Source organism: Actinosynnema sp. NPDC004786 (assembly GCF_053601135.1).
In genome coordinates, this window is the sequence record NZ_JBSGBG010000045.1 from 1 (window position 1) to 24,073 (window position 24,073).

Here is a 24,073-nt window from a genome sequence, read left to right on the forward strand (position 1 = left end):
GCCTCGACGCCATCGCGGACAAGCTGCCGTGGATGGCGCTGCTGCTGGTGGGCGCGACGTTCGTGCTGATGTTCCTGGCGTTCGGCCTCGACGTGCCGTCCGCCCGCGCCGAGCTGGCCGCCTCGGGCCACTCCCGCGCGCCGGTCGCGCGCGGCGGGCACCTGGACGACGTGGTGGGCGTGGTGCACCTGCGCGACCTGCTGCGCGACGACGCCCGGCTGGTCGACGTGGCCCGGCCGCCGGTGGTGTTCCCGGACTCGGTGCGGGTGTCCGACGCGCTGCGCCGGTTCAAGGCCGAACGCGAGCAACTCGGGCTGGTGGTGGACGAGCACGGCGCGGTCGACGGCATCGTCACGCTGGAGGACCTGCTGGAGGAGGTCGTCGGCGAGATCCTGGACGAGACCGACCGGGACGTGATGGCGGTGCGCAACGGCGCGGACGGCTCGCTCGTGCTGCCCGGCACGTTCCCCGTGCACGACCTGGCCGACCTCGGGGTCGAGCTGCCCGACGCGCCGGAGGGCGACTACACCACCATCGCGGGCCTGGTGCTGGTGCTGCTCGGCCGGATCCCCGAGGCGCCGGGCGACGAGGTGGCCCTGGCCGACTGGACGATCAAGGTGCTGAAGGTCGAGCACCACGCCATCACGTCCGTGCGCATGCGGAAGCGGTGAGGCGCGGGGCCGGGCGGCGGGTCGGCCGCCCGGCCCGGCGGTCAGCGGCCGGCGGCGGCGACCCACGCCTCCAGGCCGGCGGCGTCGCCCGGCAACGCGGACGAGAGCACCCGGTTGCCCCCGGGCGTGACCACGACGTTCTCCTCCAGCCGCACGCCGATGCCCCGCAGCTCCGGCGGCACGGTCTCGTCGTTGGGGTGGAAGTACAGGCCCGGCTCCACGGCCAGCGCCATGCCGACCTCCAGCGTGCCGTCGTGGTAGGCCTCGGCGCGGGAGTTCGCGCAGTCGTGCACGTCGAGCCCCACGAAGTGGCCCACGCCGCAGGCGATGTAGCGGCGGTGGTGCTGGCCGTCCGGGTCCAGCGACTCCTCGACCGACACCGGCAGCAGGCCCCAGTCGTGCAGGCCCTCGGCGAGCACCCGCATCGCCTCCCGGTGGAAGTCCCGGTACTCCGCGCCGGGCCGCACGGCCGCCAGCGCCGCCGCCGACGCCCGCTCGATCAGCTCGTGCACCTGCCGCTGCGCCGGCGTGTAGGAGCCCGACACCGGCAGCGTGCGGGTGATGTCGGCGGTGTAGAGGGTGTCCAGCTCGACGCCCGCGTCCAGCAGCAGCACGGCGTCCTCGGGCACCGGCCCGTCGTTGCGGACCCAGTGCAGCACCGGCGCGTGCGGCCCGGCGGCCACGATCGAGGCGTAACCCGGCCCGTTGCCGGCCGTGCGGGCGCGCCGGTCGAACGTGCCCTGCAACCACCGCTCGCCGCCGCCCTTGACGGCGGCCCCCAGCTCGGCGGCGACGTCGGCGAACCCGAGCACGGTCGCGTCCACGGCGGCCTGGAGCTGGTCCAGCTCCCAGTCGTCCTTGACCCGGCGCAGCTCGGCCAGCACGGTCCGCAGCTCGGCGGTGTGGTCGGGGCCCGCCAGCGCGTCCAGCAGCGGGTCGACGCCGGAGGTCGCGTGCACGGCGGGCAGCCTGCCGCGCAGCGCCGACGGCAGCTCGTGCAGCGGCCGGCAGCGCAGGCCCAGCGCCTCCGTCCACTCGGCCAGGCCCGGCACCGGGCCGATCCACAGCTCGCCGTCGCGGGCGTTGGCGAAGAAGTCCGGCTCGTCCGGACCGGCGGGCGGCCGCAGGTACAGCTCCGCGTCGTGGCCGCCGGCGACGGGGTGCATGACCAGCACCGCGCCCTCCGCGGAGCAGCCCGTCAGCCACGAGAAGTCGCTGTCGGGCCGGAAGCCGTAGTCGGTGTCGTTGGACCGCACGGGCGCCCAGCCGGCGGCCACGGCGATCCGCGCGCCGGGCAGGGCGGCGCTGAGCCGGTCGCGGTGCGCGGCGGCGGCCCGCGCGGCGCCGGGCGCGACGCGGGCGGCCCGGTCGGCCGGGCCCCAGCCGTGCTGGACGAACTCGCGGAACCCGGAGGCGTCGACGAGCTTGCTCGGGTCGCGGCGGGCGGGTTTGGTCACCGTGGGCAGCCTTTCGGGTCGGGGCCGTGGACGCGTCCGGGTCGCGGTCGGCGACCGGGCGTCACCCACGATGCTCTCACCACGGCTCCGATCGCCCGATGGGGTGTCTCGTGCGCGGAAACGGGTCACCCGGCGAGGGCGATCCGGTAGGTAACACGCCACGGCGACCTACGGCAGGTGAGCGCATGCGTCCCGAGGACGTGGTCGAACTGCGGGTGCACGGCGTGTCCGGGACGCCACCGGAAGCGGTGCTCGGCGACCCGTTCCCGACCCCGGTGGCCGGTGACGACGTCGCGCGGTTCCTGCGGGCGGGCCGACCGGCGCGGGCGCTGTCGAGCGGGCGGACCCGCGTGGTGGAGGCGTTCCACTGGGGCCGCTTCACCTCGGGCGGCGCGAGCCGGGCGCTGTGGCTCGCGCTGATCCCGTTCGCGGTGCTCAACCTGGCCCGGTACGCGCTGCTGGGCGCGGGCCGGCTCGCCGAGGCGGTGTTGCGGCTGCTCGCGCTGGTGCTGACGGGCATGCTGGTCACGGCCGTCGCGTACGCGTCGCTGGAGCTGCTGGTGCGGCAGTGCGCGGGCACGGCGGCGTGCCGGTCGGCGCGGCTGGGGTTCCTCGACGGCCTGCCGTTCGGCGCGATGCTGCTGGTGGGCCTGGCGCCGCCGGTGCTGGTGGTCGCGGTGCTGTGGTGGTTCGGCCGGCAGACGTTCCTGTACGAGCCCAAGGGCACGCACCACGTGTGGGAGACCCGCACCGGCAGCCTGGGCGACTACGCGTTCTGGCACACGTCGCCGCGCACGCCCGTGCTGCGGGACGCGCACGTGGCGGCGTCGTGCGCGGTGGTCGGCGTGCTGTGCGCGGGCGCGTTGCGGACCGAGCAGGCGCACCGGCCCCCCGACGCCCTGTCGTGGACGGTGATCGGGGCGGGCGTGCTGGTGCTGGCGTGGGCCGTGGGGTGCGTGGCGCTGTCGCCGGACCGGCGGGCGGTGAACTCCCGGGCGCTCAAGTGGGCGGCGGTGGCGTACTCGGCGGTGGCGGCGGGTGTCGCGGCCGCGTTCCTGTGGCGGCTGCCGACGGACGCGGTCGGCGCGGTGACGCCGCTGGCCGGGTTCGAGGCGGTGACGAACGTCCTGTCGGCGTCGGCGATGGTGCTGCTGGTGGTCCTGCTGGGCGCGTGCGCGCGGATGCGGCGCTCCGCGCGCGGCCGGGAGCTGATGGTCGCGGACAGGCGGTTCCGGCCGATGTGGCACGGGTACGCGGCGGTGGTGATCGCGGCGCTGGCGACCACGCTGGCGGTCGGGTTCAGCGGCGGGCTGGCGTACCGGGTGGTGGACTGGGTCGGCGACCCGGTGCCGGAGTCCGGGCGGCCGGGGTCGGTGCTCGGCACGGGCTACCTGGTCGGCGCGGGGCTGTGGGGTGTGCTCGCCATCGCGTTCGTGCTGCTGCTCGCGCCGGTCGTGGCGGCCATGGTGCGGCAGGTGTCCAGCGCGCTGGTGTTCGCCGCCGGTTCGGCGGTCGCGGCGGTGGCCGTGGTGCTGCGGTGGACGTCCGCGCCGGCGTGGGCTTCCTGGGTCGCGGTCGCCGCGGCCGGCGGCCTGTACGCGTTCGGCGCGGTGTCCGGCGCGCGGCACGCGGTGGGCACGGCCGTCCGGGACGGCGTGGTGGCCGACTACCCGGGCCGCCCGGACCGGCCGGGCATCGGCAAGGTCGCGGTGGCGCAGCGGGTGGCGTCGGCCAAGTACCGCTACCACTGGCTGCTCGGCGCGGTGGCGCTGCTGGGCGGCGCGCTGGTCACGGTGGGCGGCGGCCTCGCGCTGGCCCGGCTCGCGCACCCGGGCCGGCGGGCCGTGCCGCCCCCGGCCGTGGCGGACTGGCTCTCGACCCGGCCCGCGCGGGAACTGGGCACGCTGGGCAGCCTGGTGGTGTCCGGTCTCGTGCTGGTCCTGGTGGTGCTGGGCGTGCGGTCGTGGCGGAGCCCGAAGCTGCGCACGGCGGTCGGGGTGGTGTGGGACCTGGTGGCGTTCTGGCCGCGGCTCGCGCACCCCATCTGCCCGCCGCCCTACGGCGGCCGGGCCACCATCGAGCTGACCTCGCGCGTCGTCCGGCTGGCCCGCCACCACGGCGTCGGCGCGGTGGTGCTGTCCGGGCACAGCCAGGGCAGCGTGGTGTGCTTCGCGGCGTTGTCGTTGCTGCGCCGGGAGAGCGAGCGGCCCGACCCCGCCGACGGCGAGCGCTACATCCGGCAGGCGGACGCGGTCGCCGCGCTGCGCCGGGTCGGGCTGGTCACCTACGGCTCGCAGTTGCAGTGGGCGTACTCCCGGCTGTTCCCGCACTACCTGGGGCACGCCGAGCTGCGCCGGCTGCACGCCGACCTGGGCGACCGGTGGTGGAACGTGCACCGGCTGACCGACCCGCTGGGCGGCCCGGTGCAGGTGTGGCCGGAGACGGCGGAGGAGCGGTTGTCGGCCGACCCCCGGCTGTGGGGCGTGCGGTGCGGGAACGACGTGCGGCTGCGCGACCCCGAGTTCCTCGACCCCGACCCGGACATGGTCGCCTCGCCGTTGCGCGGGCACGGCGACTACTACGACGACCCGGTGTTCGACGAGGTCGTGGCCCGGGTGGCGGACGCGGTGGCCGCGCCGCGCGGCTCGGTGGTGGTCGACGGCGTCACGCTGTCCTGACCCGCACGGGTTCCGGGCCCGGTCGAGGCGGGTCGGCTCGCGCGGGGTGACGGGCGGGTCCTGCCGGTCCCGCCGTGGTCGAGGTGTGGCGGCGCGGAATTCTCCTCGACCGGGGCGATCGACGCATTTCCGGCACGGGTGAAGACGCGAAACGGTAAACAACCGCAATCGTGCGGAAAAGTCCGGCCGCGCGCCTGGGCATGAGAATTCCTCGGTTGTCCGGTCGGAGGCCGAAGGATGCGGTGAGACGGGTCGATCTTGCGGTCGATCCGTCGTCTACGCAGGTAGATCACGCGTTACGCCGTTGTGGTGCTGAGCTGTCCGTGAGATCAAAACGTCACCGGATACACCCGATCGTGTTGATGTTCATCTGAAAGAGTGAACACTCCGCTGATTGCGTAACAGGCTCTCCGGGGTGGGCTATAAGGATCGCAACGAACGCATAATTGATTCCCGGCCTGCCTGCGACGTCGCTCCTCGAACGCCGGCCGGCCGATTCTGATTGTTCGCCGGGTCGTGGCCACACGAATGCGGACAAGGGGAGATCCATGCTCACAGGTCTGTTCGGACCGCGGTGGTGGCGTCGTCGCCCGCCGCGGTCGGTCACGGCGCCGGCGCGGTGGTCGGTCGCCCTCGCCGCGATCGCGTTCCTCGTCCCGCCCGCGCACGCCGAGCCGGTGCACGCGCGGCCCGCGCACACCGGGCCCGTGCACGCCCAACCCGCCTCCGGTGACGACGAGCCGCAGGTCAAGCCGGTGCACGCGGTGCTGCTGGTGGACGAGTCCGGTTCGATCGACGCGGAGGCGATGCGGCAGCAGCAGGACGCGGCGAAGGTCATCGCGCAGGGCGAGTACTCGCCGGGCTCCACGATCACGGTCGTCGGGTTCGCGAGCCAGGACGGGCCGAACCAGAGCGCCGTCGACGTGGTGTGCCCGACGACACCGGTCCGCACCGCCCAGGACCAGGAGTCGCTGTCGTCGTGCATCGACCGGCTGCGGGTCCGGCAGCCCGCCGAGGGCAGCGGCACCGACCACGCGTCCGCGTTGTCCCAGGCGCTGTCGGCGCTGACAGACGCGCCGGCGGGCGAGCCGCGGATCGTCTTCCTGCTCACCGACGGCGTGCTCGACGTCTCCGGCAGCCCCCAGTACGGGCAGCGGGACAACCCGGAGCGCCGCAACGAGGCGGGCCGGCAGGAGGTGGCGCGCCAGCTGGAGATCGCCCGCCAGGCGGGCGTGCAGGTGTGGCCGCTGGGGTTCGGCGCGGTGGACAAGGCCCAGCTGGACGCCCTGGCGACCGGCGGCGCGCAGGCCACGTGCGGCGACCGGACGCCCAAGCCGACCGCGACGGTGGTGGGCTCGGCCGGTGACGTGGTGGACGCCATGCTGACCGCGTTCAGCGCGAGCCGCTGCGCGGGCAAGGGCCCCTACCAGCAGAAGAACCTCCCCGCCGGGAAGACGGTGGAGCTGCCCGTCGACATCCCCACGGTCGCCACGGACGGCACGATCCTGGTCGTGCGGCCCGACCCGCGCGTCACGGTCGCCTACCTCGACCCCGACGGCCGGGAGGTGCCGAAGTCGGGCCGGCAGGGCGACTCGGCGTTCCAGGTCAGCGGCGAGCAGAGCCGGGTGGAGGCGCTGCGGGTGGTCAACCCGGCGCCGGGCCGCTGGACGGTGCGCGTCACCGGCCGCAAGGACGTGCCGGACCAGGTCGTCGGCGTCTCGGTGCTGTGGCAGGGCGCGGCCCGCGCGGTGCTGACGGTGAGCCCGCCCGCGCCCGGCGCGGGGGAGGCCGTGACGGTCGCCGTGCGCCTCTACACCCGCAAGAACGCGGTGGTGGACCCGGCGGCGCTGGACCAGCTCAGCTTCACCGCGCGGCTCACCGGCGAGGGGTTCGACCCGATCCCGGTCGCGGTCGCGGACGACGGCCAGGGGCCGGACCGCACCGCCCGCGACGGCCTCTACTCGGGCACGGTCACCGTGCCGGGGTCCGCCTCGGGGGTGCTCCAGTTCTCCGGCGCGGTGTCCGGCATCGGCATCACCGGCGACGAGCGCCAGGTGAACACCGTGGTCAAGGACGGCCGGCCGGTGGTGCGGGCGCAGGCGCGGATGGCCGACGCGGTGCCGTTCGTCGCGCCCGGCGAGACCTGGGCGGGCACGATCAGCGTCAGCAACGACTCGGGCCGGCCCAAGCGGGTGCGGCTGGTGGTGGTGGACGAGGGGCCGGGCACGGTCGTGTCGGCCTCGCCCGCGACGTTCGACCTGCCCGCGTCCGGCGACTCGAAGGTGGACTTCGAGCTGCGGTTCGCCGCGAACACCGTGATCGGGGTCAACTCGGGCACGTTGCGGCTGGTGGACGACGCGGACCCGGACACGGTGTGGCACGCCCTGCCGTTCACGGTCGCCGTCTCCTACCCGCCCACCTGGTTGCAGCGCCTGCTGTGGCTGTGGATCACGCTCGCGGTGCTGCTGGTGGCGGTGCTGGTGGTGGTGTTCCTGCGCACCCGCAACCGCAAGCGGCTGCGGGACGTGCGCGGCCTGGAGGCCGGGCTGGTCACGGCGGCCGGCGCGACGCTGCACCTGCGTGCCGAGGACCGGCCCGCCCAGGTGTTCCGGTTCTCCCTGCGCCGCGGCCCGGCCGGGGAGCCGACGCACCTGGACCTGGCCCGCGAGGGCGAGGCCGTCTACGAGCTGCGCCGCGCCGAGGACGGGATCGCCGCCGAGCTGTCCACCCCGGACGGACGGCGGCACCGCCTCCAGGCGGGGGAGCAGGTCGACGCGGGCGGCGGCGTGGTGCTGACGTTCCGCGACAAGCGGCCGCTCAACGTGCGGGTGCGGGAGCCGCGGCCCCCGAAGCCCGAGCGGCCCGGCCGGGAGCGCGCGCCCGCCGCGTCGCGGGACCGCCCGCGCCCCGAGGAACCGCCCGTGCGCCAGGCCGCGCCGCGGAACCCGGCGCCGACCGACGACGACCTGCTCTGACCGGCTGGAGGAAGAACACCGTGATGAAGATCTACCAACCGGTCCTGTTCGTCGGCCTGGGCGGCACCGGCTGCCTCATCGGCGCGGAGCTGGAGCGGACGCTGCGCGGCGAGCTGTGCGGCCCGGACGGCACGAACCTGCAGGAGGTGCTGGGCGGCAAGGGGATGCTGCCGTTCCAGCTGCCGTCGTTCCTGCAGTTCGTCTACGCCGACCTGAGCGAGGACGAGTTCAGCAGGCTCCAACGCCGGGTGGTGCCCGGCGCGGAGCACCTGCCCGCCGCCGAGCGGACGTTCCACCTGGTGCGCGACCTGGTGCCGCGCCACGACACCTACCCGGAGGTGGCGCGCAGCCTGCGGCTCAACGTGTCGGAGGGCGTCGAGTGGCTGCCGCCCGCCGACGGCGAGCCGCGGATCAGCCCGCTGGCCAAGGGCGCGGGCCAGTTCCCGACGGTGGGCCGCGCCGCGCTGTTCGAGACGCTGCGCACCGGGCTGGGCGCGGCGCAGAACCCGATCAACCGGGCGATCGGCGCGATCAACAAGTCCGGCGGCGAGCTGTCGCGCCTCGGCGGCCGCCTGGGCAACGCCTGCGACGTGTTCGTGGCGTTCTCGGTGGCGGGCGGCACCGGCAGCGGCATCTTCTACGACTACCTGCACCTGATCGGCGACGCGCTCGCCCGCAGCGGCTACCGGGCCCGGATCTACCCGCTGGTGCTGATGCCGTCGGCGTTCGAGGAGGGCCTGGGCGGCGGCCGGCCGGCGCGGCTCAACGCGGGCCGGGCCCTGCTGGACCTGTTCCGCCTCGTGGACGACCAGAACTCGCAGGTCGCCGGCACGGAGCTGGACGGGATGGGCCTCACCGGCGCGTTGTCGGTGCGCTACCCGACGGGCGGGGACCTGCGGCTGCGCGCGGGCACCGTGCAGACCGGGTTCCTGTTCAGCCGCAGCACCGGCGTGGAGCGGGAGGACCTGCACCGGTCGGTGGTGTCGCTGGTGTTCTCGCTGATCGGCACCGGCCCGACCGAGGCGGTCGGGCAGCCGCAGGGCACGGACCGGATGTACCAGTCGTTCGCGGACGACTTCATCAACCGCGCCGCCGAGCGCGAGCTGCCGTCCACCAGCGGCATCGGCAACCGGGGCGTGTCCACGAGCCTGGTGGCGTCGATGACGGTGCCGGTGGACGACCTGGCCGACATCGTCAGCTCCCGGCTGCTGGCCGAGGCGGTCACCGAGCTGCTGGAACCGCCGCCCGGCCGGGCGGAGGGCAACCGCGGCCCGATCACCGAGATGTTCACCGGCTCGAACCTGGACCCGTTGCGGCAGCGGGCGCCGGTCGAGTTCGCCGAGCCGCCGATCGCGGCGGGCGCGGAGGCGGTGCTGCGGGCGTTGAGCACGCGGGTGAACACGATGGAGGCCGCGCTGACGGCGCTGGAGCAGCAGTTGCGGCAGCGGGTGCCGCAGCTCGCCCAGGACTTCGACCCGCAGCGGGCCATCGAGCTGCTGCTGGCCGACCACGACCTGTTCCGGGTGCACCGGGTGTTCGCCGGGCACCCGGTGCTCGCCGACCCGGCCGACCAGCGCGGGTTCGCCCGCATCCTGGAGAGCAGGCGCGGCGAGCCGGAGCCGCCGGACGGCGTGGGGCTCGCGCCGCCGCAGCCGCTGCCCGTGCGCAACCGGCTGTTCAGCCGGATCAAGTGGTCGGACCCGGTGGTGCGGCACGCCATCGAGGAGCAGAACCGCTGGTACCAGTGGCGGGCCAAGCGGGCCTGGCACGCCGCGTGGAACGAGCAGGCCGGCCGGTGGCAGCGCACGCTGCGGCAGGCGGACGCGCAGCTGCGCGACATCGTGGAGGCGTTCGCCGAGCACGCCCGCCTGGACGCGCCGCGGTTCACCCGCCGCGCCCGCGAGCTGTACCGGCCGCGGGTCGGCGTGTCGTACCTGCTGCCGCCGCAGGGCGGCGACCTGGAGCCGTTCTACCAGGCCGTGCGGCGGCGGTTCGTGGAGACGCTCGCCGCGCAGGACCGGCTGCGGCCCACCGCCTCGGTCGGGGACCTGCTGACCGAGCTGGTCGGCCCGGACGGCTGGCGCACCGCGTACCGGCAGGCGTTGCAGGACGGGCCGCAGCGCGCGGTCGGCGCGATCCGGGAGCGGCTCAAGCGCGAGGTGCAGCTGCTGTTCCGCCACCAGGACGCCGAGCGCGCGCCGCTGCTGCCCGCGTTGCAGGACCTGCTGGCGGCCGCGGCCGGCTCCGAGACCGCGCGCGTCGGCGAGGACGACCTGGTGCAGTTCCGGCAGAAGCTCGCGGGCCTGGTGCCGGGCGGGTTCTCGCCGCCGGGCGCGGGGCCGATGAAGGTGCTGTTCTCCTACCCGGCGGGCAGCGCGAGCCCGGAGCTGGAGAAGTTCCTGCGCCAGGAGGTGAACCTGCCGCGCGGCGCGGACATCGTGCTGGACTTCCGCCCCACCACGGCCGAGTCGATGGTGGTCGTGCTGTTCCGCTCCTCGATGAGCGTGACCGAGGTGCCCGAGCTGCGCGAGGTGCTGCGCACGTGGTCCGACGCGCAACGCCGGCCGCAGGACCAGGACTTCCTGAAGTGGCGGCAGCGCACCGGCTACGACTTCAGCTACCTGGCCACCACCGAGGAGCACCGGGTGCTGATCCTGCACCGGCTGCTGTGCGCGATGTGGAACGGGCAGGTGACGACCGAGGGCGACCCCGAGTCGCCGACCGCGATCCAGGTGCGCCTGGGCGGCCCGGACGACGTCTCCATGCGGCTGCACCTGACCGACTACTTCCGCATGTCGTCGTGGGCCAGCGTGCTGGGCGCCTACGAGGAGTGGACGCTCACCGACGACGAGGACATCCGCCGCGACTTCGGCGCGCGGCTGATGGCGTCGCTGCCCGACCGGCTGGACGAGACGCCCTCGATGCCGTCGGACCTGTACCGGGTGGTGGTGGACCTGGCGCGCAAGCAGGCCGCCGCGCTGCCCGCCGCGCTGGAACGCCTCGGCAAGGCGGGCGCGGGCCGGGCGCAGCAGTTGCGCGAGTTCTGGACCAGCACGTTCCCGGCGGCGCTCGACCTGCCGTTCCGCGGCGTCACCTCGCCGGTGCAGGGCACGCTGCGCGACCTCGAGGAGTGGGTGGGGCGATGACCGCGAGCACGGCGAACACCCGCGCGGTGCGGGTGGTCGACCTGGTGGAGGACCGCGACGTCGGCGAGGCGTGGCTGCGGGAGACGCGGCGCGGCGACCGCTTCGACGACGTCGACCGGGTGGTCATCGTGGACGGCGTCGGCGACGTCGCGGGCGACTTCCCGCTCTACGAGCACCTGTGCGCGCCCGGCTTCCAGCTCATCGTGGTGGCGGTCGGCCGGCCCGACGAGGACGGGTCGGGCGCGCGGCTGCGCCTGCCCGGCCAGCTCACCCGGCACGAGGGCGCGGCCGTGCTGTGGGTCGGCGACGAGCACGGCGTCTGGTGGGGACCGGAGCACGCGGGCCGGGCCGGGCACCGGCCGACCGGCGGCTCCGGGCTGGCGGAGCTGAAGGAGGTGCTCGGCATCGAGGACGTCTTCGCCGACGTGGTCGAGCGCGCCCGGCTCATCCCGCACGCGACCGCGAGCCCCGCGCTGCACGTGGTGTCCGGGTCGCTGCGGTCCGACGAGGTCGCGGCCACCCGGTTCGCCGCGGTGGCGCGCCTGACCGGCCCGACCCGCGCGGCCGGCCGGGTCGCGCTCGACCTGGCCGGGCCGGAGGCGGGGGTCTCCGTCGTGGCCCCGGACTCCCGGGTGGACCGGCAGCGCGCGGTGGCGGTCGAGGCGGCGGAGGCGGCCGACCGGCAGGCGGCCCTGCTGGGCGCGTGGACGACGATGCTGCGCACGTCCGGGCGGCGGGACGTGCGCGCGGCCGTGGTGGAGGCGGGCGTCGAGCTGGACGCGTACGTGGCGCTGGTGCGCGAGGCGGCCGAGGTCGTCGGCGCGAGCGTGCGCGCGGGCGTGCCCGCCGGGGAGCGGCCGGCCGGGTTCGGGTTCGCGCCGCCCGCCGAGGTGGAGCCCGCGGCGGTGGCCGCGAAGGTGCGCGCGGTGGTGGGCGAGGAGCTGGGCGCGGGCCGGTCGCTGGTCGACGTGGCCGCGGCGCTGCGCGGCGAGGCGACCCGGCTCACGCCGGGCGGCACCAAGCGGGTCGAGGCGGAGCTGGACGCGTGCTGCCCGCCGGGGCTGTCGGCCGCGCTGGCCGACCCGCCGGAGTTCCCGAGGTGGCCTATCCCGCCGGTGACGCTGCCGGCGGCGTTCGCGGCGACGGCGGTCGCGGCGTCGCTGCCCGGCCCGTTCCGGGTGTTCGGGCTCGTCCTCGGGCTGCTGTGGGTGATCGCGGTGGCCGGTGCGGGCGCCGCCCGGCCGCGCCGGCCGTCCACCCCGGCCGCGGCCACCGCGCTGCCCGTGCTCGCGCACGGCGCGGCGGTGGCGGCGGGGCTCCTCCTGGCCCGCGTGGCCGGGGTCGAGGCCCCGGTCGAGGTGACCGCGCCGCTCACCCTGGTCGGCGCGGGCGGCCTGCTGTTCGCGCTCGTGCACGCGTGGCGGCTCGGCGCGCACCGGTGGCACGCGGCCGCCCGCACCGCCGACGCGGTCCGCGCGGCCCACGCCGTCGGCGAGGTGCTGCACCGGCTCGCGCACCACGACTGGTGGCTGGCCGAACGACGCCGGTTCGCCTCGGACGCGCTGCGGGCCGCCGCCGCGGCACTGGACGAGGTGTCGGCGGAGATGCGGGCCATCGGCCGCGAGGCGTCGCCCGGCGACACCGGCCGCGGCGGGGACGACCCGCTGCTGGCCGCGGTGGTGGCGGACGACCTCGTGGACCTCGCGGTCGCCGCGCTGGACCCGCTGTGGGCGAGCCTGGAGCTGGGCGTCGTGCCCGCGCACGGCGCCTCCGAGGTGGACGACCGGGTGCGGGAGCTGTTCGAGCGCTACACCGACCACCTCGCCCGGCGCGGCGTGCACGAGCCGCCGCCGTTCGGCCGCCGCACGCCCAGGCGGGACGAGCTGGTCGCGGAGACCCTGCGGCAGACGCCGGAGATCCTGGCCGTGGTCCGCCGCACCGGCGCGGAGGGCATGCGCCAGCTGTGCGCCGGGCAGGACCTGGCCCGGCTCGACCGCTCCGGCGCGGACACCCAGGTGATCCGGTTCGCGCCGACCCTGGCCCGGCCCCGGCTGGACGCCCCGGTCGCCGCCGCCTACGACGACGTGCGCTGGACCAGCGGCAGCCTCGCGGCGGGCGTGGTCCGGCTGGTGCCGCTGCGCGCCGAGGTCGTCCACCCCTTCTGGCCCCTGGACGGTGAGCGGCCGTGGTGAACTCCGCCTGGCAGGTGCTCGAGTACCGGGACGTGCGGTACGGGCTGCGGCGGGTCGAGGTCCGCGAGGCCGCGACGCCGCTGCCGCCGACCGGGTCGCCGCTCGCGGTGCGCCCGCTGGTCACGACCGACGGGCGGCGGCTGGTGCAGAAGTCGGTGCCGCGCGCGGAGGGGCAGCCCGACGACGACCTCTACGACCGGCTGGACCGGGAGATCCGGGCGGGCGCGCGGCTGGCGCGCCGGTTCGCGGGCCTGCCCTACCCGACCGGGCTGTCCGAGCTGGTCGGCTACGACATCGACGTCGAGGAGCCGTACGTGCTGCTGGCCCACTACCGGGGCGAGCCCGTCGCCGGGCAGGCCGGCCGGCTGCTCACCCACCAGCAGCACCGCTTCGAGGTGGGCCTGCTGCACGCGCTGCGGGAGCTGGAGGCCGCGAAGGTCGTGCACGGCGACATCTCGCCGCGGACCGTGTGGTGGGACGGCGACGACGTGCAGCTCGTCGGGTTCGAGCACGCGGTGCTGGTGGGCGAGCCGCGGGTGCGCAACGTCGGCAGCCCCACCGGCTCGCCGCAGCAGCGCGCCGGCGACGGCCCGGCGGACGTCCGCGACGACCTGTGGTCGGCGGGCGCGGTGGTGCTGCACGTCGTGACCGGCGACGTGGGGGCCACGCCCGACCCGCACGCGGCGGGCGACGCCCTGGTCGACCTGCTGGCGGGCGTGTTCGCGCCGACGCCCGGCGAACGGCCCCACCCGGTCGAGCTGCTGGACCGGCTGGCCGTGGCCGACCGCGTGCCGCCGCGGGCCGACCGCACCGCGGTCGCGTTCGGGCAGGCGCGGGCCAAGTTCGACGAGGTGCTGGTGGCCAAGCGGCCGGGTCGTGACGCGCCCGCGCCGGCGCCGCCGCGACGGGACGCGCGGCGGGTGTCGGCGGTGTGGCTCGCCGTCGTGTCGGCGGCGGTCGTCGTGCTGGCGGTCACGGCCGTCCTGGTGAACGGAGGGCTGTGGTGAACCCGGAACCGGAGGCGCGCTGGGTGCGCTGCCCCGTGTGCCTGGAGCGGTTCGCGTGGCGCGAGGACGAGCTGTGGCTGCCCACCGGCGAGGTCGGCGGCTACGAGCGGCTCGACCTGGAGAAGGTCAACGACCCGCTCAAGCGCCGCGACATCCGCCGCAACAGCTACCAGCGCTGCCCGAACCCGTCGCAGGACACCGAACCGCACCACCTGCCGGCGTCCTACCTGGACTACAAGCCGCCGTTGGTGATCGGGATCGTCGGCCGGACCGAGTCGGGCAAGACGCACCTGCTCACGTCGATCATCGCCGAGCTGCTGCGCGGCGGCCTGCAACCGCACGGCCTCACCGCCCAGGCGATGGACTACATGCAGCACCGGCGGTTCCAGGTCGAGCAGCTCGACCAGCTCGCCCAGGGCAAGGAGCTGCCCGGCACGCGGCACGGCCTCACCGGGTTCGCCGCCGTGCTGCTGGTCTCCTCGCCCGCCGGCACGTGGCCGGTCACGTTCTTCGACATCGCCGGCGAGGACTTCCTGAGCGTCGGCGACACCGGCAAGGCGGGCCGGTTCCTCATCGGCGCGAGCGCGGTGATGTTCGTCGAGACCCCGGAGGACGCCCTGGGCGTGTCGCGGGAGAACGCGGAGCGGCAGGCGGAGAGCAACGCCACGTTCGCCCGCGTGCTGGCGCGGCTCAAGGATTTGCCGCACGCGGCCGAGCTGCCGGTGTGCGTGGTGCTCAACAAGTCGGACCGGCTGCGGTACGTGCCGCCGGTCGACAAGTGGATCCGCCGGCAGGACGACGGCGAGCTGGACGCCGCCGCGCTGCTGGAGGAGAGCCGGGACTTCTACGGGTTCCTCAGCCAGCACCGGGCCGACTCGTCGCTCACCCCGTTCCACGAGTTCCCGTTGTGCACCCTGCACTTCGTGTCGGCGACCGGGAGCGAGTCGATCGGCAAGAGGTTCGTCCGCGGCGTGCGCGCGATGCGGGTGCTGCGGCCGCTGGTCGCCCTGCTGGCGATGAGCGGTGTGCTCGACGGGCCCGAGGCACGGAAGGTGGGGCGCTGGTATGACTCGGTCTGAGGGCGCGGGCGTCGGGCTGGACCGGATCCTGTTCGGGTCCCCTCCGCAGGGAGGGGTGGAGCTGCTGTGGAGCACGGTGTTCCGCCGCCGGCTGGAGGAGACCTGGCACGAACGCCTGGTCGGGCTCGTGCGGCTGGAGTTCAACTACAACTTCGACGAGCCGCGGTCGAGCCTGTCGTACTTCGCCTACCCGGACTCGACGGCGGCCGTGATGCGCCGCGTCGGCGACGGCCAGACCAACGCGCGCAACTCGGCGCAGGTGCTGGTCGGCCCGGTGGACGTGCTGACGCCGCGGCAGGCGTTGGCGCTGGAGGGGTGGGACGGCTGGTCGACGTGGGGCGAGGACGGCGCGCCGCTGCCGCCGCTGCCCGCGCCGCTCGGCCCCGCGCCGCTGGAGCACGAGCGGTCGGTGGCGGAGGTGGTCGCGGCGATCCTGCGCAAGCCGGACGAGCCGCTGACCGTCGTGGCCGCGGGTCCGGGCACGGAGGTGCCGTTGGTGCGTGGCGCGGTCGAGCTGCTGGAGCCGTTGTGGCACGGCTCGGACGCGCTCCGGCGGTGGACGTTCTCCACGCACGAGAAGGAGTTCACCGCGACGACGATCCGGCTGGTGGACATCGCGTTCCTGCCCGGCCGGTCGGCGGAGGTGACCGCGGTGTCGAAGTCGGTGCTGGACTTCACCGCCGCCCCGCCGGAGGAGGACTGGGAGGCGGCCGCGGCGGACCGGTTGGTCCGGCTGTACCGGGAGGGCGGGCGCGCGGCGGTGGAGCGGGTGTTCTCCGGGCCCGGCGGCCCGTCGCCGCGGATGGGGGAGCGGCTGCTGGAGCTGCGGGCGCGGACCGCGGGCGTCGCCGCGCCGCGCAACCCCGTCGTGGGGTCGCCGACGGGGTTCTCCGGGCTCGCCGGTGGGGACGGGGGGTCCGCGGCCGGCTCTCGCGCCGGAGCCGGCGAGGTGGCCGTGTCCGGCGGCGCGGCCGGGCACGGCGCGGCGTCCGTGTTCCCCGAGGTGGCCGGATCGCCTGCGGCGGCCGGTGCACAGCCCGGTGCCGGGTCTCCCGGCGCGGCCGGGTCGCGGGCCGTGGAGGGCGGGTCGCGGGCCGCGGCAGTCGGGGCGTCCGCAGTCAGGGCGTCCGCAGTCGGGGAGTCGGCAGTCGGGGAGTCGGCAGTCGGGAGTTCCGCAGTCGCGGAGTCGGCGGTCGGACAGGCACCGGTCGGTGGTCGGGCGGCGGTCGGTGGTCGGCCTGGGGAGGACGACGAGGTGTCGTCGGCCGAGTTGGTGGAGCGGTGGCTCGTGACCGGCGACCCGGACCTGCGCCGCCGGTTGTCCGAGCGCTCGGCCGCCCTCACCCCCGCCGACCGGGTCGGGATGCGCCACGCGCTGCTCGCGCCGCGGGCGGTGGACCGGCTGGACGCGTTGGCGGGCCACCGGACCGCGGTCGCGCTCGCGTTCGGCGCGGCGCTGGAGGACGTCGGGCACCACGCGCCGGACGTGGTGCACGGCCTGTCCGCCGTCGTCGCCGACCGGCGCAGCTCGCCGCAGCTGGTGCGCTGCGTCGTGGAGACCGCGGTGCGGCACGGGAAGCTCGACCTGATCAGCCCGGCGCTCGGCGTCCGGCACGCGCGGGAGCTGGCGATCGCCGCCCCCGACCTGCCGTGGGCGGACCTGCTGTGCGCGGACCGGGAGGCGCACCGGCCGAAGCCGGCCGCCGGGCGCGTCGACCCGCTGCCCGCCGTGACCGCGCCGGACCCGGTGTTCGACCGGTACGCGCCCACCGTGAAGGTCGTCGTCTTCGTGCTGCTGGCCTTCCTCGTCGGACTCGTCACGGGGGTGCTCGGTGGTTGACCGGAACGTCGACGCGGACGTCGTCGAGCGGGTGTGGCGGCGTCACCTGGACTGGTCGGCGGCGGCGCGGGAGGCGACCGACGCCACCCGTCGCGCCCGGCTGTTCGCGCTGGTGCTGGCGGTCGCCGCCGCGGCGGCGGGCACCGGCGCGAGCCTGCTCGACGGCATGACGGCGCGGGTGCTGGCGTTCGTGGCGGCGGTCGCGGTCGCCCTGGGCGCGATCGCCGGCCGGGCCCGCGACCGGGACGCGGTGCGCGTGGCCACGTCGCTGCGCGCGGTGGCGGAGGCGTTGAAGGCGCAGGTGTACACCTACCTGGCGGGCGCGTCGCCCTACGACGGCGCGGACCGCGAGGACGTGCTGATGGCCACCGCGAACCGGCTCACGCCCGTGGACCGGGAGCTGCGGCAACGGGTGTCGGCCGCCGCGGTCCGGCCGGAGCCGTTGCCGGCGGTGTCCGATGTGGACACCTACACCCGGCACCGCGCGCGGGAGCAGGTGGACGACTACTACCGGCCGCGGGCGCGCCGCATGGGCCGCAGCGCGAAGTGGTGCCGGCGCGTCGAGTGGTGGCTGGGCGTCGCGGCGGCGCTCGGGTCGGTCGCGGCGGGCACGCTGGAGCTGACGCAGGCGACGGTGTGGCTGGGCGTGGTCACCACCGCCACGACCGCGGTCGGCGCGCACGCGAAGGCGTCCCGCTACGAGTACCTGCAGTTCGCCTACAGCCAGACCGCCGACGAGCTGGAGGCGCTGCTGGCGGGCCGGCGGTCCGGCCGGATCCCCGACGCGGCGTTCGTCGCCGCGTGCGAACGGCTGCTCGCGGCCGAGAACCAGGCGTGGCTCGCCCTGTGGGAGTCGTCGGACGGCGAGGGGAGGGCGGCCACGTGACCAGGACCAGACCGGTGGTGCTCATCAGCCACAGCACGAGCGGGCACGGGCCGGACGGGCGGCCGACGTTGGCGGGCCGGGTGAAGGAGGAGCTGTACGCCCTGCTGGGCCGCGACTACGCCTGGCTGGACAGCGAGGACCTGCGGGGCGGCGACCGCTGGGAGGAGCAGCTGTCGGTGGCGTTGATGGAGTGCTCGGCGGTGGTGCTGCTCATCGACCGCCACGCGCTGCGCTCGAAGTGGGTGCAGCGGGAGTCGTGGGTCGCGAACACCCGGCGGCAGGCCGGCGCGAACCTCACCGCCGTGGTGCCGATCGTGTTCCCCGGCGTCTCGCGCGAGGAGGCGCTGGAGGTCTTCGCCGAGATCCGCGACCTGCACTTCCTGCGGCCGCCGCGGGACGACCGCGCGGCCGCCCGGTGGATCGTGGACAAGGTGGAGCAGGCGCTCGCCGTGCCCGCGCCGCGCCACCCGGCGGAGGCCGACTACTGGGTGGAGCTGGTGGCGGGCCACCTCGGGCACCTGCGCGGCGAGCACCTGACCTCCGCGGTGACGGCGTTGGAGCTGACCGAGGCGCAGCGCCGCCAGGTGATCGGGCAGCGCGACGCGCACCGGGTGCTGGCCTCCTTCCTGGTGACGCGGTCCAGCGGCAGCCACCTGGTGGCCGCGATGCCGTGGCTGCGGATCGGCATGGAGCGCAGCAGGCGCGAGGAGCTGGTCGACTACCTGCGCCCGACGTGGGTGGACGAGAAGCAGGCGGTGCAGCTGCTCGCGGTGGCGGGCGGCCGGCCGCGGCGGGTCGAGCTGGGCGCGGCGGACGAGTGGGTCGGCCTCGACTACGCGCGCCGCGCGGTCCAGTTCCGGCACGACCACCGGGTCGACCGGCCGCCCGAGTACGCGTACTCGGAGGCGGCCGAGGACGAGTTCCTGCTCGCCCTCAAGCGGGCGCTCGACCGCCGCGCCCGGTCGGCGGCCGCGCCGCTGCGGCTGGACGGGCGCGTCCGGCGCGTGCTGGTCGCCCTGATCAGGGATCTGCCGCTGCACACGGCCCGCAACGCGGTCCGCCGGCTGCACGACGACCACCCCGAGGTGACCGTGCTCCTGCTGACCGGTGATCGCGTCGGCACGCCGGACGACGACGCGGTGGTGCTGCGCCCCCTGTCCCAGGAGGAGACCGGGGAGGCGCAGCGCTTCATCGAAGACCTCGCCCGCGCCGCCGACGTGCCCGACCCGTTTCGCGGAAAGGACTGACCGCCGTGTCCCCAGCGGATGCACCCGACCGGAACCCCTCGGTCTACGTCATGCCCGACGGGATGCCCCTCGCGGTCGACGTCGCGCTCGCCACCGGGCGGCCGTTGCTGCTGCGCGGCGACCCCGGGTCGGGCAAGTCGTCGCTCGCCCGCCACATCGCGCACCAGCGGAAGTGGCGGTACTACGAGCACGTGGTCACGGCCCGCACGCAGGCGCGCGACCTGCTGTGGACCTACGACAGCGTGCACCGGCTGGCCGACGCCCAGACGAGGTGGGCGCGCGAGGAGCGGTACGAGTGGCAGGACCACCGGTACGTCGAGCCGGGCGTGCTGTGGTGGGCGTTCGCGCCGGGCCGGGCGCGGCGGCGGGGCGTGCCGGGCGACGGGCCGCTGCCGGCCGGGTTCGAGGCGACCGACCCGTGCCGCCCCCGGGACGGCGAGGTGTCCGGCAACCACGCGGTCGTGCTCGTGGACGAGATCGACAAGGCGGACCCGGACCTGCCCAACGGGCTGCTGGTGCCGCTCGGCTCGGGCGAGTTCGACGTGTCCGACATCGGCGAGACGGTGCGGAAGGAACCGCCGGCCGGCGCCGCGGCCGGCGCGGGGGCCCAACACCTGGTCGTGGTGACGACGAACGAGGAGCGCGAGCTGCCGCCCGCGTTCCTGCGCCGGTGCGTGGTGGCCTGGGTGCCCGACGCGGACCACGGGAAGCTGGTGGAGATCGCCGTGGCGCACCTGGCCGCGGAGGAGGGCGCGGTCACCGCCGCGGACCGCGCGCTGGCGGACGCGCTCGCCGGGGCGCTGGTCGAGGCGCGGGAGCAGGCGGTGGCGGCCAACCTGCGCAAGCCGAGCACCGCCGAGTTCCTGGACGCGTTCCGCGCCTGCCGGCAGACGGGCGTGCGGCCCGGTGACGACCGGTGGGAGCTGCTGCGCCGGCTCGTGCTGGTGAAGACCAGGCCGACGGCCGGGGTCGCGGCGGCGGGAGGAGGGGGCGGTGGCCGGTGACCTGTGGTTCGGCGACCTGGTGCGGGCGCAGGCCCGGCTGGGCGTCACCGATCCCGCGACGATCCGCGAGGTCGCGGCCCTGCTCGGGTTGACCGGCCCGCCCGACGACGAGGGGACGGCGGTGCCGCCCGACCCGGGGCCGTCGCGGCGGCCCGGCCGGGACCGGGCCGCCGACCCCGCGCGGATCCCGGAGCCACCGGCTCCGCCCGCGCCGTTCGCGCCGCCCGTGCCGCCGCGGTGGCGGCCGCGGCGACCGGGCACGTCGGTCCGGCCGCTGACGCCGGACGACCCGGAACCCCTCCCGTGGGGGGACGTGGTGCGGCTGCCCCCGTCCGAGGAGCGCCACCTGCGCGCCAGGCCGCCGCACGAGCCGCTGTTCGCGAGGTCGTCGACCCGGGCGATCATCACGGCGATGCTGTCGCGGTGGGTGCCGGACGGCCCGGTCGACGTGGCCGCCCTGCTGGACACGATCGCGCGCGGCCGGCCGGTCCGGGAGATCCCGCGCGAGCCCGTCCCGACGTCCCGGTACGGCGTGCAGGTGCTGGTGGACCGGGGCGCGGACATGGAGCCGTTCCGGCGCGACCAGGACGTGCTGGTGGAGGACGTGCGCAAGGTGATGGGCGCGAGCGTCACCGACGTCCGGTACTTCGCCGGCACGCCGTCCGACGGCTGCGGCGCGGACGACGAGGAGGCGTGGGAGCCGTACCGGCCGCCCGCCGCGGGCGGCCGGGTGCTGGTGCTGTCCGGGTTCGGCCTGGGCGCGCGCCGCGACCGGCGGGCCGCGTGGGAGGCGTGCGTGCGGGACATGCGGTGGCGGGGGTGCGCGCCCGTCGGCCTGGTGCCGGCGCCGCCGGACCGCAGACCGGCGTGGCTGACCGCGCTGCTGCCGCTGGTGACGTGGGACCGGCGGACCACCGCCGGGCACGTGGGGGCGAGGTCGTCGTGGGGCTGACCGGTCGGCTGGAGGAGGAGCTGCGCGGCGACTTCGACCGCCTGCCGGGCGGGGTGCAGCTCGCCGTGGCGTTGAGCGCGGCGACCCGGATCGAGCCCGAGCTGGTCCGGGCGATGAGGCTGACCGCGTTGCCGAGGCTGGACGTCGGCGCGGAGTCCGACCTGTGGTTCGGCGACCTGGTCGGTGCCCGCGGGCCGGACGCGGTGTCGCTGCGCGCCGAGGCGCTGCCGGTGCTGCGGGAGGCGTTGGCGCGCCGGTTGCGCGACGCCGAGCCGAGCGAGCCGATCCGGCTGGTGTGGCACGTGCTGGACGCCGTGCACCGGCCCGTGCTGCCGCCGACGCTGTACCTGGAGGAGCAGGTCACCAGGCTCGCGCTGAGCGGGTCGGCGGAGGACCTGGCGGAGGCGGCGCGGCGGTTGCGGCGGGCGCACTACTCGCTGGTGGTCGAGCGGCGCGACGGCATCGCGGACTGGGCGTTCGGCGCGTGGCGGCGGCTGCCGAGGTCGGTGCTCGCGACGCGGGCGGCCTGGCGGTTGGCGCAGGTCGTGAACAAGCGGCTGGACCCGGACCGGGTGAGCGTCGCGGACGTGCCGCCGGACCTGACGCCGCAGGACGCGTGGTTCGTGGAGGACGACGTGGGCACCGCCGAGTTGCCGGTGTCGCTGGGTGACGGCGTGCTGCGCCTGGGCGGGGAGCGGGGCGACGGCGAGGTGCTGACCGCGGTCGCCACCGACCCGGTCCTGGTGGAGGTCACCACCGCCGCGGGCAGCCGGGTCGTGCGGGTGCGGGCGGGCGGCGAGGCGCTGGTCGCCGTGCCGGCCGGGGCGGTGCGGGTGCGGACGTCCCGGCGGCACGCCTACGACCTGCGCGAACTGCCGCGGCCCGGGGTGCTGCCGGTGTTCGGGCCGCGGGGTGGGGCCGCGACGGGGGAGGTGCTGCCGAGCACGCTCCTGGAGCGCGCGCCGTGGCTCGCGGAGCCGGTGCTGGACGACAACCTGCCGGAGCTGACCCGGTGGCTGTCGGGATCGGCGGCGGTCGCGGTGCGCCTGCTGTACGAGCCGAGGGGGGACGGGCTGACCGAGGTGGCGGCGGGCCTGGCCCGGACCGCGCGGGCGGCGGGGTGGGACGTGCGCCGCGCCCTGCCCGCGACTGTTGCGGACCCCGCCCGGCCGGTCGGTGGCGCGGCGGAGCAACCCGGTCGAACTCCGGAGCGGCACAGGAGCGACCGCGTCCTCGACACAGCCGAGGGCTTCGTGCCGGCGGGCGGGGCGGAACCCGACCCGGCTGGGAGCTTCGCGTCGGCGGGCGGGGCGGTGTCCGACGCGGCCGGGGATGTCGTGCCGGTGTCCGACGCGGCCGGGGGTTCCGTGCCGGCGGGCGGGGCGGTGGGGCGTCTGCTCGTCGTGGAGGACACGGCCGTGTGGCCGCCCGCCCACCTGGCGCACTTCCTCGACGACCCGGCCGCCGGCCCCCTCCGCGTGGTGGTGCTGGACCGCTCCCCGGGCCGCTGGTGGGAAGCCCTCCAGGAGTGCCTGCCCGAGGCGGAGGTGTCGCAGTCGCGCGTCACGCCCCCGCAGTGCTCCCCGACCCGGCTCGCCCGCGCGTTCGGCGACGCGCTCGACATCACCGTGGTGCCGCCCGCCGTGCCCTCCCCCGCCCCGCCCGCCACCGTCGCGATGACCGCGCTCGCCGCCGCCCTCACCGTGCGCGGCCACGCGCCGCCGCCCGACGACCCGGCCCGGCTCGCGGCGCACCTGCTCGCCTGCGAGGCCGAGTCGTGGCCGAGGCTGCTGGGACGGCGCGTGCCGGGCCTCGCCGAGGCGGTCCTGTCCGTCACGCTGGCCGGCCCGGTGACCCGGGAGGCGGCGCGCCGGCTGGTCGAGGAGGCGCCGGGCGGGTCCGCCGCGCTGCTGGACGCGGTGACGCGCTGCTACCCGCCGGACGCCGGGGACGAGGTCGTCGGCATCCGGACGCGTCCGCTGGTGGCCGACCTGGTCGACGCGGTGGCCGCCGGCGCGCCCCGGCTGAACCTGGCCGGACGCGCGGTGCGGGCGGTGTTCGACCGGCTGGTCGCGCGGGAGGACGACGTGGCGCGGCACGCCCTCGCCAGGGTCGCGGCGGCGGACGGCGTCGGCCCGCGCGCGCTCGTGCGCGAGGTCGCGGCCACCCGTCCCGACCTGGTCGCCACCTCGCCGGACGTGGTGCTCGCCGCGCTCGCGGCCTCGGCCGACCCCGAGACCGTGGAGGAGGTGGTGTCGCGGCTGCCGCCGGGCGGCTCGGCGGACTTCGGCGCGTGCCTGCTGCTCGAACGCTCGCTCGCCGCGGACCTCCCCCCGACGACCCGCGCCCGGCGGCGGCTGGAGCTGGGCCGCCGGCTGGCCGCGGCGTCGCTGCCGCTGCGCGCCCTGGCCACGGCCGAGCGCGCCGTCACGGACCTGCGGTGGCTCGTCGCGTCCGCCCCGGCCCGCTACAAGCCGCTGCTGGCGGAGGGCTACGGCCTGCTGGTGGAGGTCGCCGGGGAGCCCCGCCGCGGTGGGGCCGCGCGGGCCGCGGTGGCGTTGCTGGACGAGCTGCGGGACGCCGAGTCGAGCCCGTCGAAGCGCGAGCTGGTGATGAGGCTCGTCGGGTACGGCAGGCAGCTCGCCGCGGCGAGCGGCGGCGCGGGCGCGGTGGAGGAGACGGCGCGGGCCGTGGACATCTACCGGGCGCTGGCGCGGTCGGACGCGGACCGGTTCGCGGCCGAGCTGGCGGTGGCGCTGAGCCGGCACGCGCACCGGCTCGCCGAGGCCGGCGACCGGGCCGCCGCGTCGGCGGCGGCGGGGGAGGCGTCGCGCCGGTTCGCGGGCCTGACCGGGAGCGTGGCCGTCGCCTACCGGGAGGAGGCGGCCCTGGCCGCCGCGCTGCGCCGGGCGCTCTGAGGCGGCCGACGCCGCGCGGGG

14 protein-coding genes are annotated in these 24,073 nt (G+C 76.5%); 13 read left to right on the forward strand and 1 reads right to left on the reverse strand.

Annotated features, from left to right (window positions below; translation table 11 throughout):
- A partial coding sequence (locus ACWEFJ_RS31125) for a transporter associated domain-containing protein (protein WP_449715929.1) occupies window positions 1-671 on the forward strand: 671 nt, incomplete at its 5' end.
- Window positions 672-712: 41 nt separating this feature from the next.
- On the opposite strand, the gene ACWEFJ_RS31130 is transcribed toward ACWEFJ_RS31125, so the two are convergent.
- On the reverse strand, window positions 713-2,128 hold the full coding sequence (locus ACWEFJ_RS31130; RefSeq protein ID WP_449715930.1) for an aminopeptidase P family protein: 1,416 nt from the start codon (window positions 2,126-2,128) through the stop codon (window positions 713-715).
- A 185-nt stretch (window positions 2,129-2,313) separates the two neighbouring features.
- On the opposite strand from ACWEFJ_RS31130, the gene ACWEFJ_RS31135 reads away from it, so the two are divergent.
- The 12 genes from ACWEFJ_RS31135 to ACWEFJ_RS31190 all read left to right on the forward strand — a co-directional run bounded on the left by ACWEFJ_RS31135 (window position 2,314) and on the right by ACWEFJ_RS31190 (window position 24,052).
- A complete protein-coding gene (locus ACWEFJ_RS31135; protein WP_449715931.1) occupies window positions 2,314-4,806 on the forward strand; it encodes a hypothetical protein in 2,493 nt (830 codons plus the stop codon).
- A gap of 548 nt (window positions 4,807-5,354) precedes the next feature.
- Window positions 5,355-7,781 (forward strand): VWA domain-containing protein, encoded by a 2,427-nt coding sequence (locus ACWEFJ_RS31140; RefSeq protein ID WP_449715932.1) that lies wholly within the window; start codon window positions 5,355-5,357, stop codon window positions 7,779-7,781.
- A 23-nt stretch (window positions 7,782-7,804) separates the two neighbouring features.
- Complete coding sequence (locus tag ACWEFJ_RS31145) at window positions 7,805-10,927, forward strand: tubulin-like doman-containing protein (protein WP_378091698.1); 3,123 nt, start codon at window positions 7,805-7,807, stop codon at window positions 10,925-10,927.
- Window positions 10,924-13,119, forward strand: a complete 2,196-nt coding sequence (locus tag ACWEFJ_RS31150; RefSeq protein ID WP_378091700.1) for a hypothetical protein — start codon at window positions 10,924-10,926, stop codon at window positions 13,117-13,119. The genes ACWEFJ_RS31145 and ACWEFJ_RS31150 overlap by 4 nt, the downstream gene beginning before the upstream one ends.
- Window positions 13,113-14,126: a protein kinase family protein gene (locus ACWEFJ_RS31155; protein WP_378091702.1), complete on the forward strand. Its 1,014-nt coding sequence runs from the start codon at window positions 13,113-13,115 to the stop codon at window positions 14,124-14,126. The genes ACWEFJ_RS31150 and ACWEFJ_RS31155 overlap by 7 nt, the downstream gene beginning before the upstream one ends.
- Complete coding sequence (locus ACWEFJ_RS31160) at window positions 14,123-15,205, forward strand: TRAFAC clade GTPase domain-containing protein (protein ID WP_378091704.1); 1,083 nt, start codon at window positions 14,123-14,125, stop codon at window positions 15,203-15,205. Before ACWEFJ_RS31155 ends, ACWEFJ_RS31160 begins: the two co-directional genes overlap by 4 nt.
- Entirely contained in the window at window positions 15,192-17,045 is a 1,854-nt protein-coding gene (locus ACWEFJ_RS31165; protein WP_449715933.1) for a hypothetical protein, read from the forward strand. The genes ACWEFJ_RS31160 and ACWEFJ_RS31165 overlap by 14 nt, the downstream gene beginning before the upstream one ends.
- Window positions 17,038-17,931, forward strand: coding sequence for a DUF4231 domain-containing protein (locus ACWEFJ_RS31170; RefSeq protein ID WP_378091708.1), 894 nt, complete (start codon window positions 17,038-17,040; stop codon window positions 17,929-17,931). The genes ACWEFJ_RS31165 and ACWEFJ_RS31170 overlap by 8 nt, the downstream gene beginning before the upstream one ends.
- Window positions 17,928-19,178, forward strand: coding sequence for a toll/interleukin-1 receptor domain-containing protein (locus tag ACWEFJ_RS31175; protein ID WP_378091710.1), 1,251 nt, complete (start codon window positions 17,928-17,930; stop codon window positions 19,176-19,178). The genes ACWEFJ_RS31170 and ACWEFJ_RS31175 overlap by 4 nt, the downstream gene beginning before the upstream one ends.
- 5 nt (window positions 19,179-19,183) lie before the next feature.
- Window positions 19,184-20,182: an AAA family ATPase gene (locus ACWEFJ_RS31180; RefSeq protein WP_449715934.1), complete on the forward strand. Its 999-nt coding sequence runs from the start codon at window positions 19,184-19,186 to the stop codon at window positions 20,180-20,182.
- The gene (locus ACWEFJ_RS31185) at window positions 20,172-21,134 is read left to right on the forward strand and encodes a hypothetical protein (RefSeq protein WP_378091714.1); all 963 of its coding nucleotides are present in this window, start codon (window positions 20,172-20,174) and stop codon (window positions 21,132-21,134) included. Before ACWEFJ_RS31180 ends, ACWEFJ_RS31185 begins: the two co-directional genes overlap by 11 nt.
- On the forward strand, window positions 21,125-24,052 hold the full coding sequence (locus tag ACWEFJ_RS31190; protein WP_449715935.1) for a hypothetical protein: 2,928 nt from the start codon (window positions 21,125-21,127) through the stop codon (window positions 24,050-24,052). The genes ACWEFJ_RS31185 and ACWEFJ_RS31190 overlap by 10 nt, the downstream gene beginning before the upstream one ends.
- The last annotated feature ends 21 nt before the right edge of the window (window positions 24,053-24,073 follow it).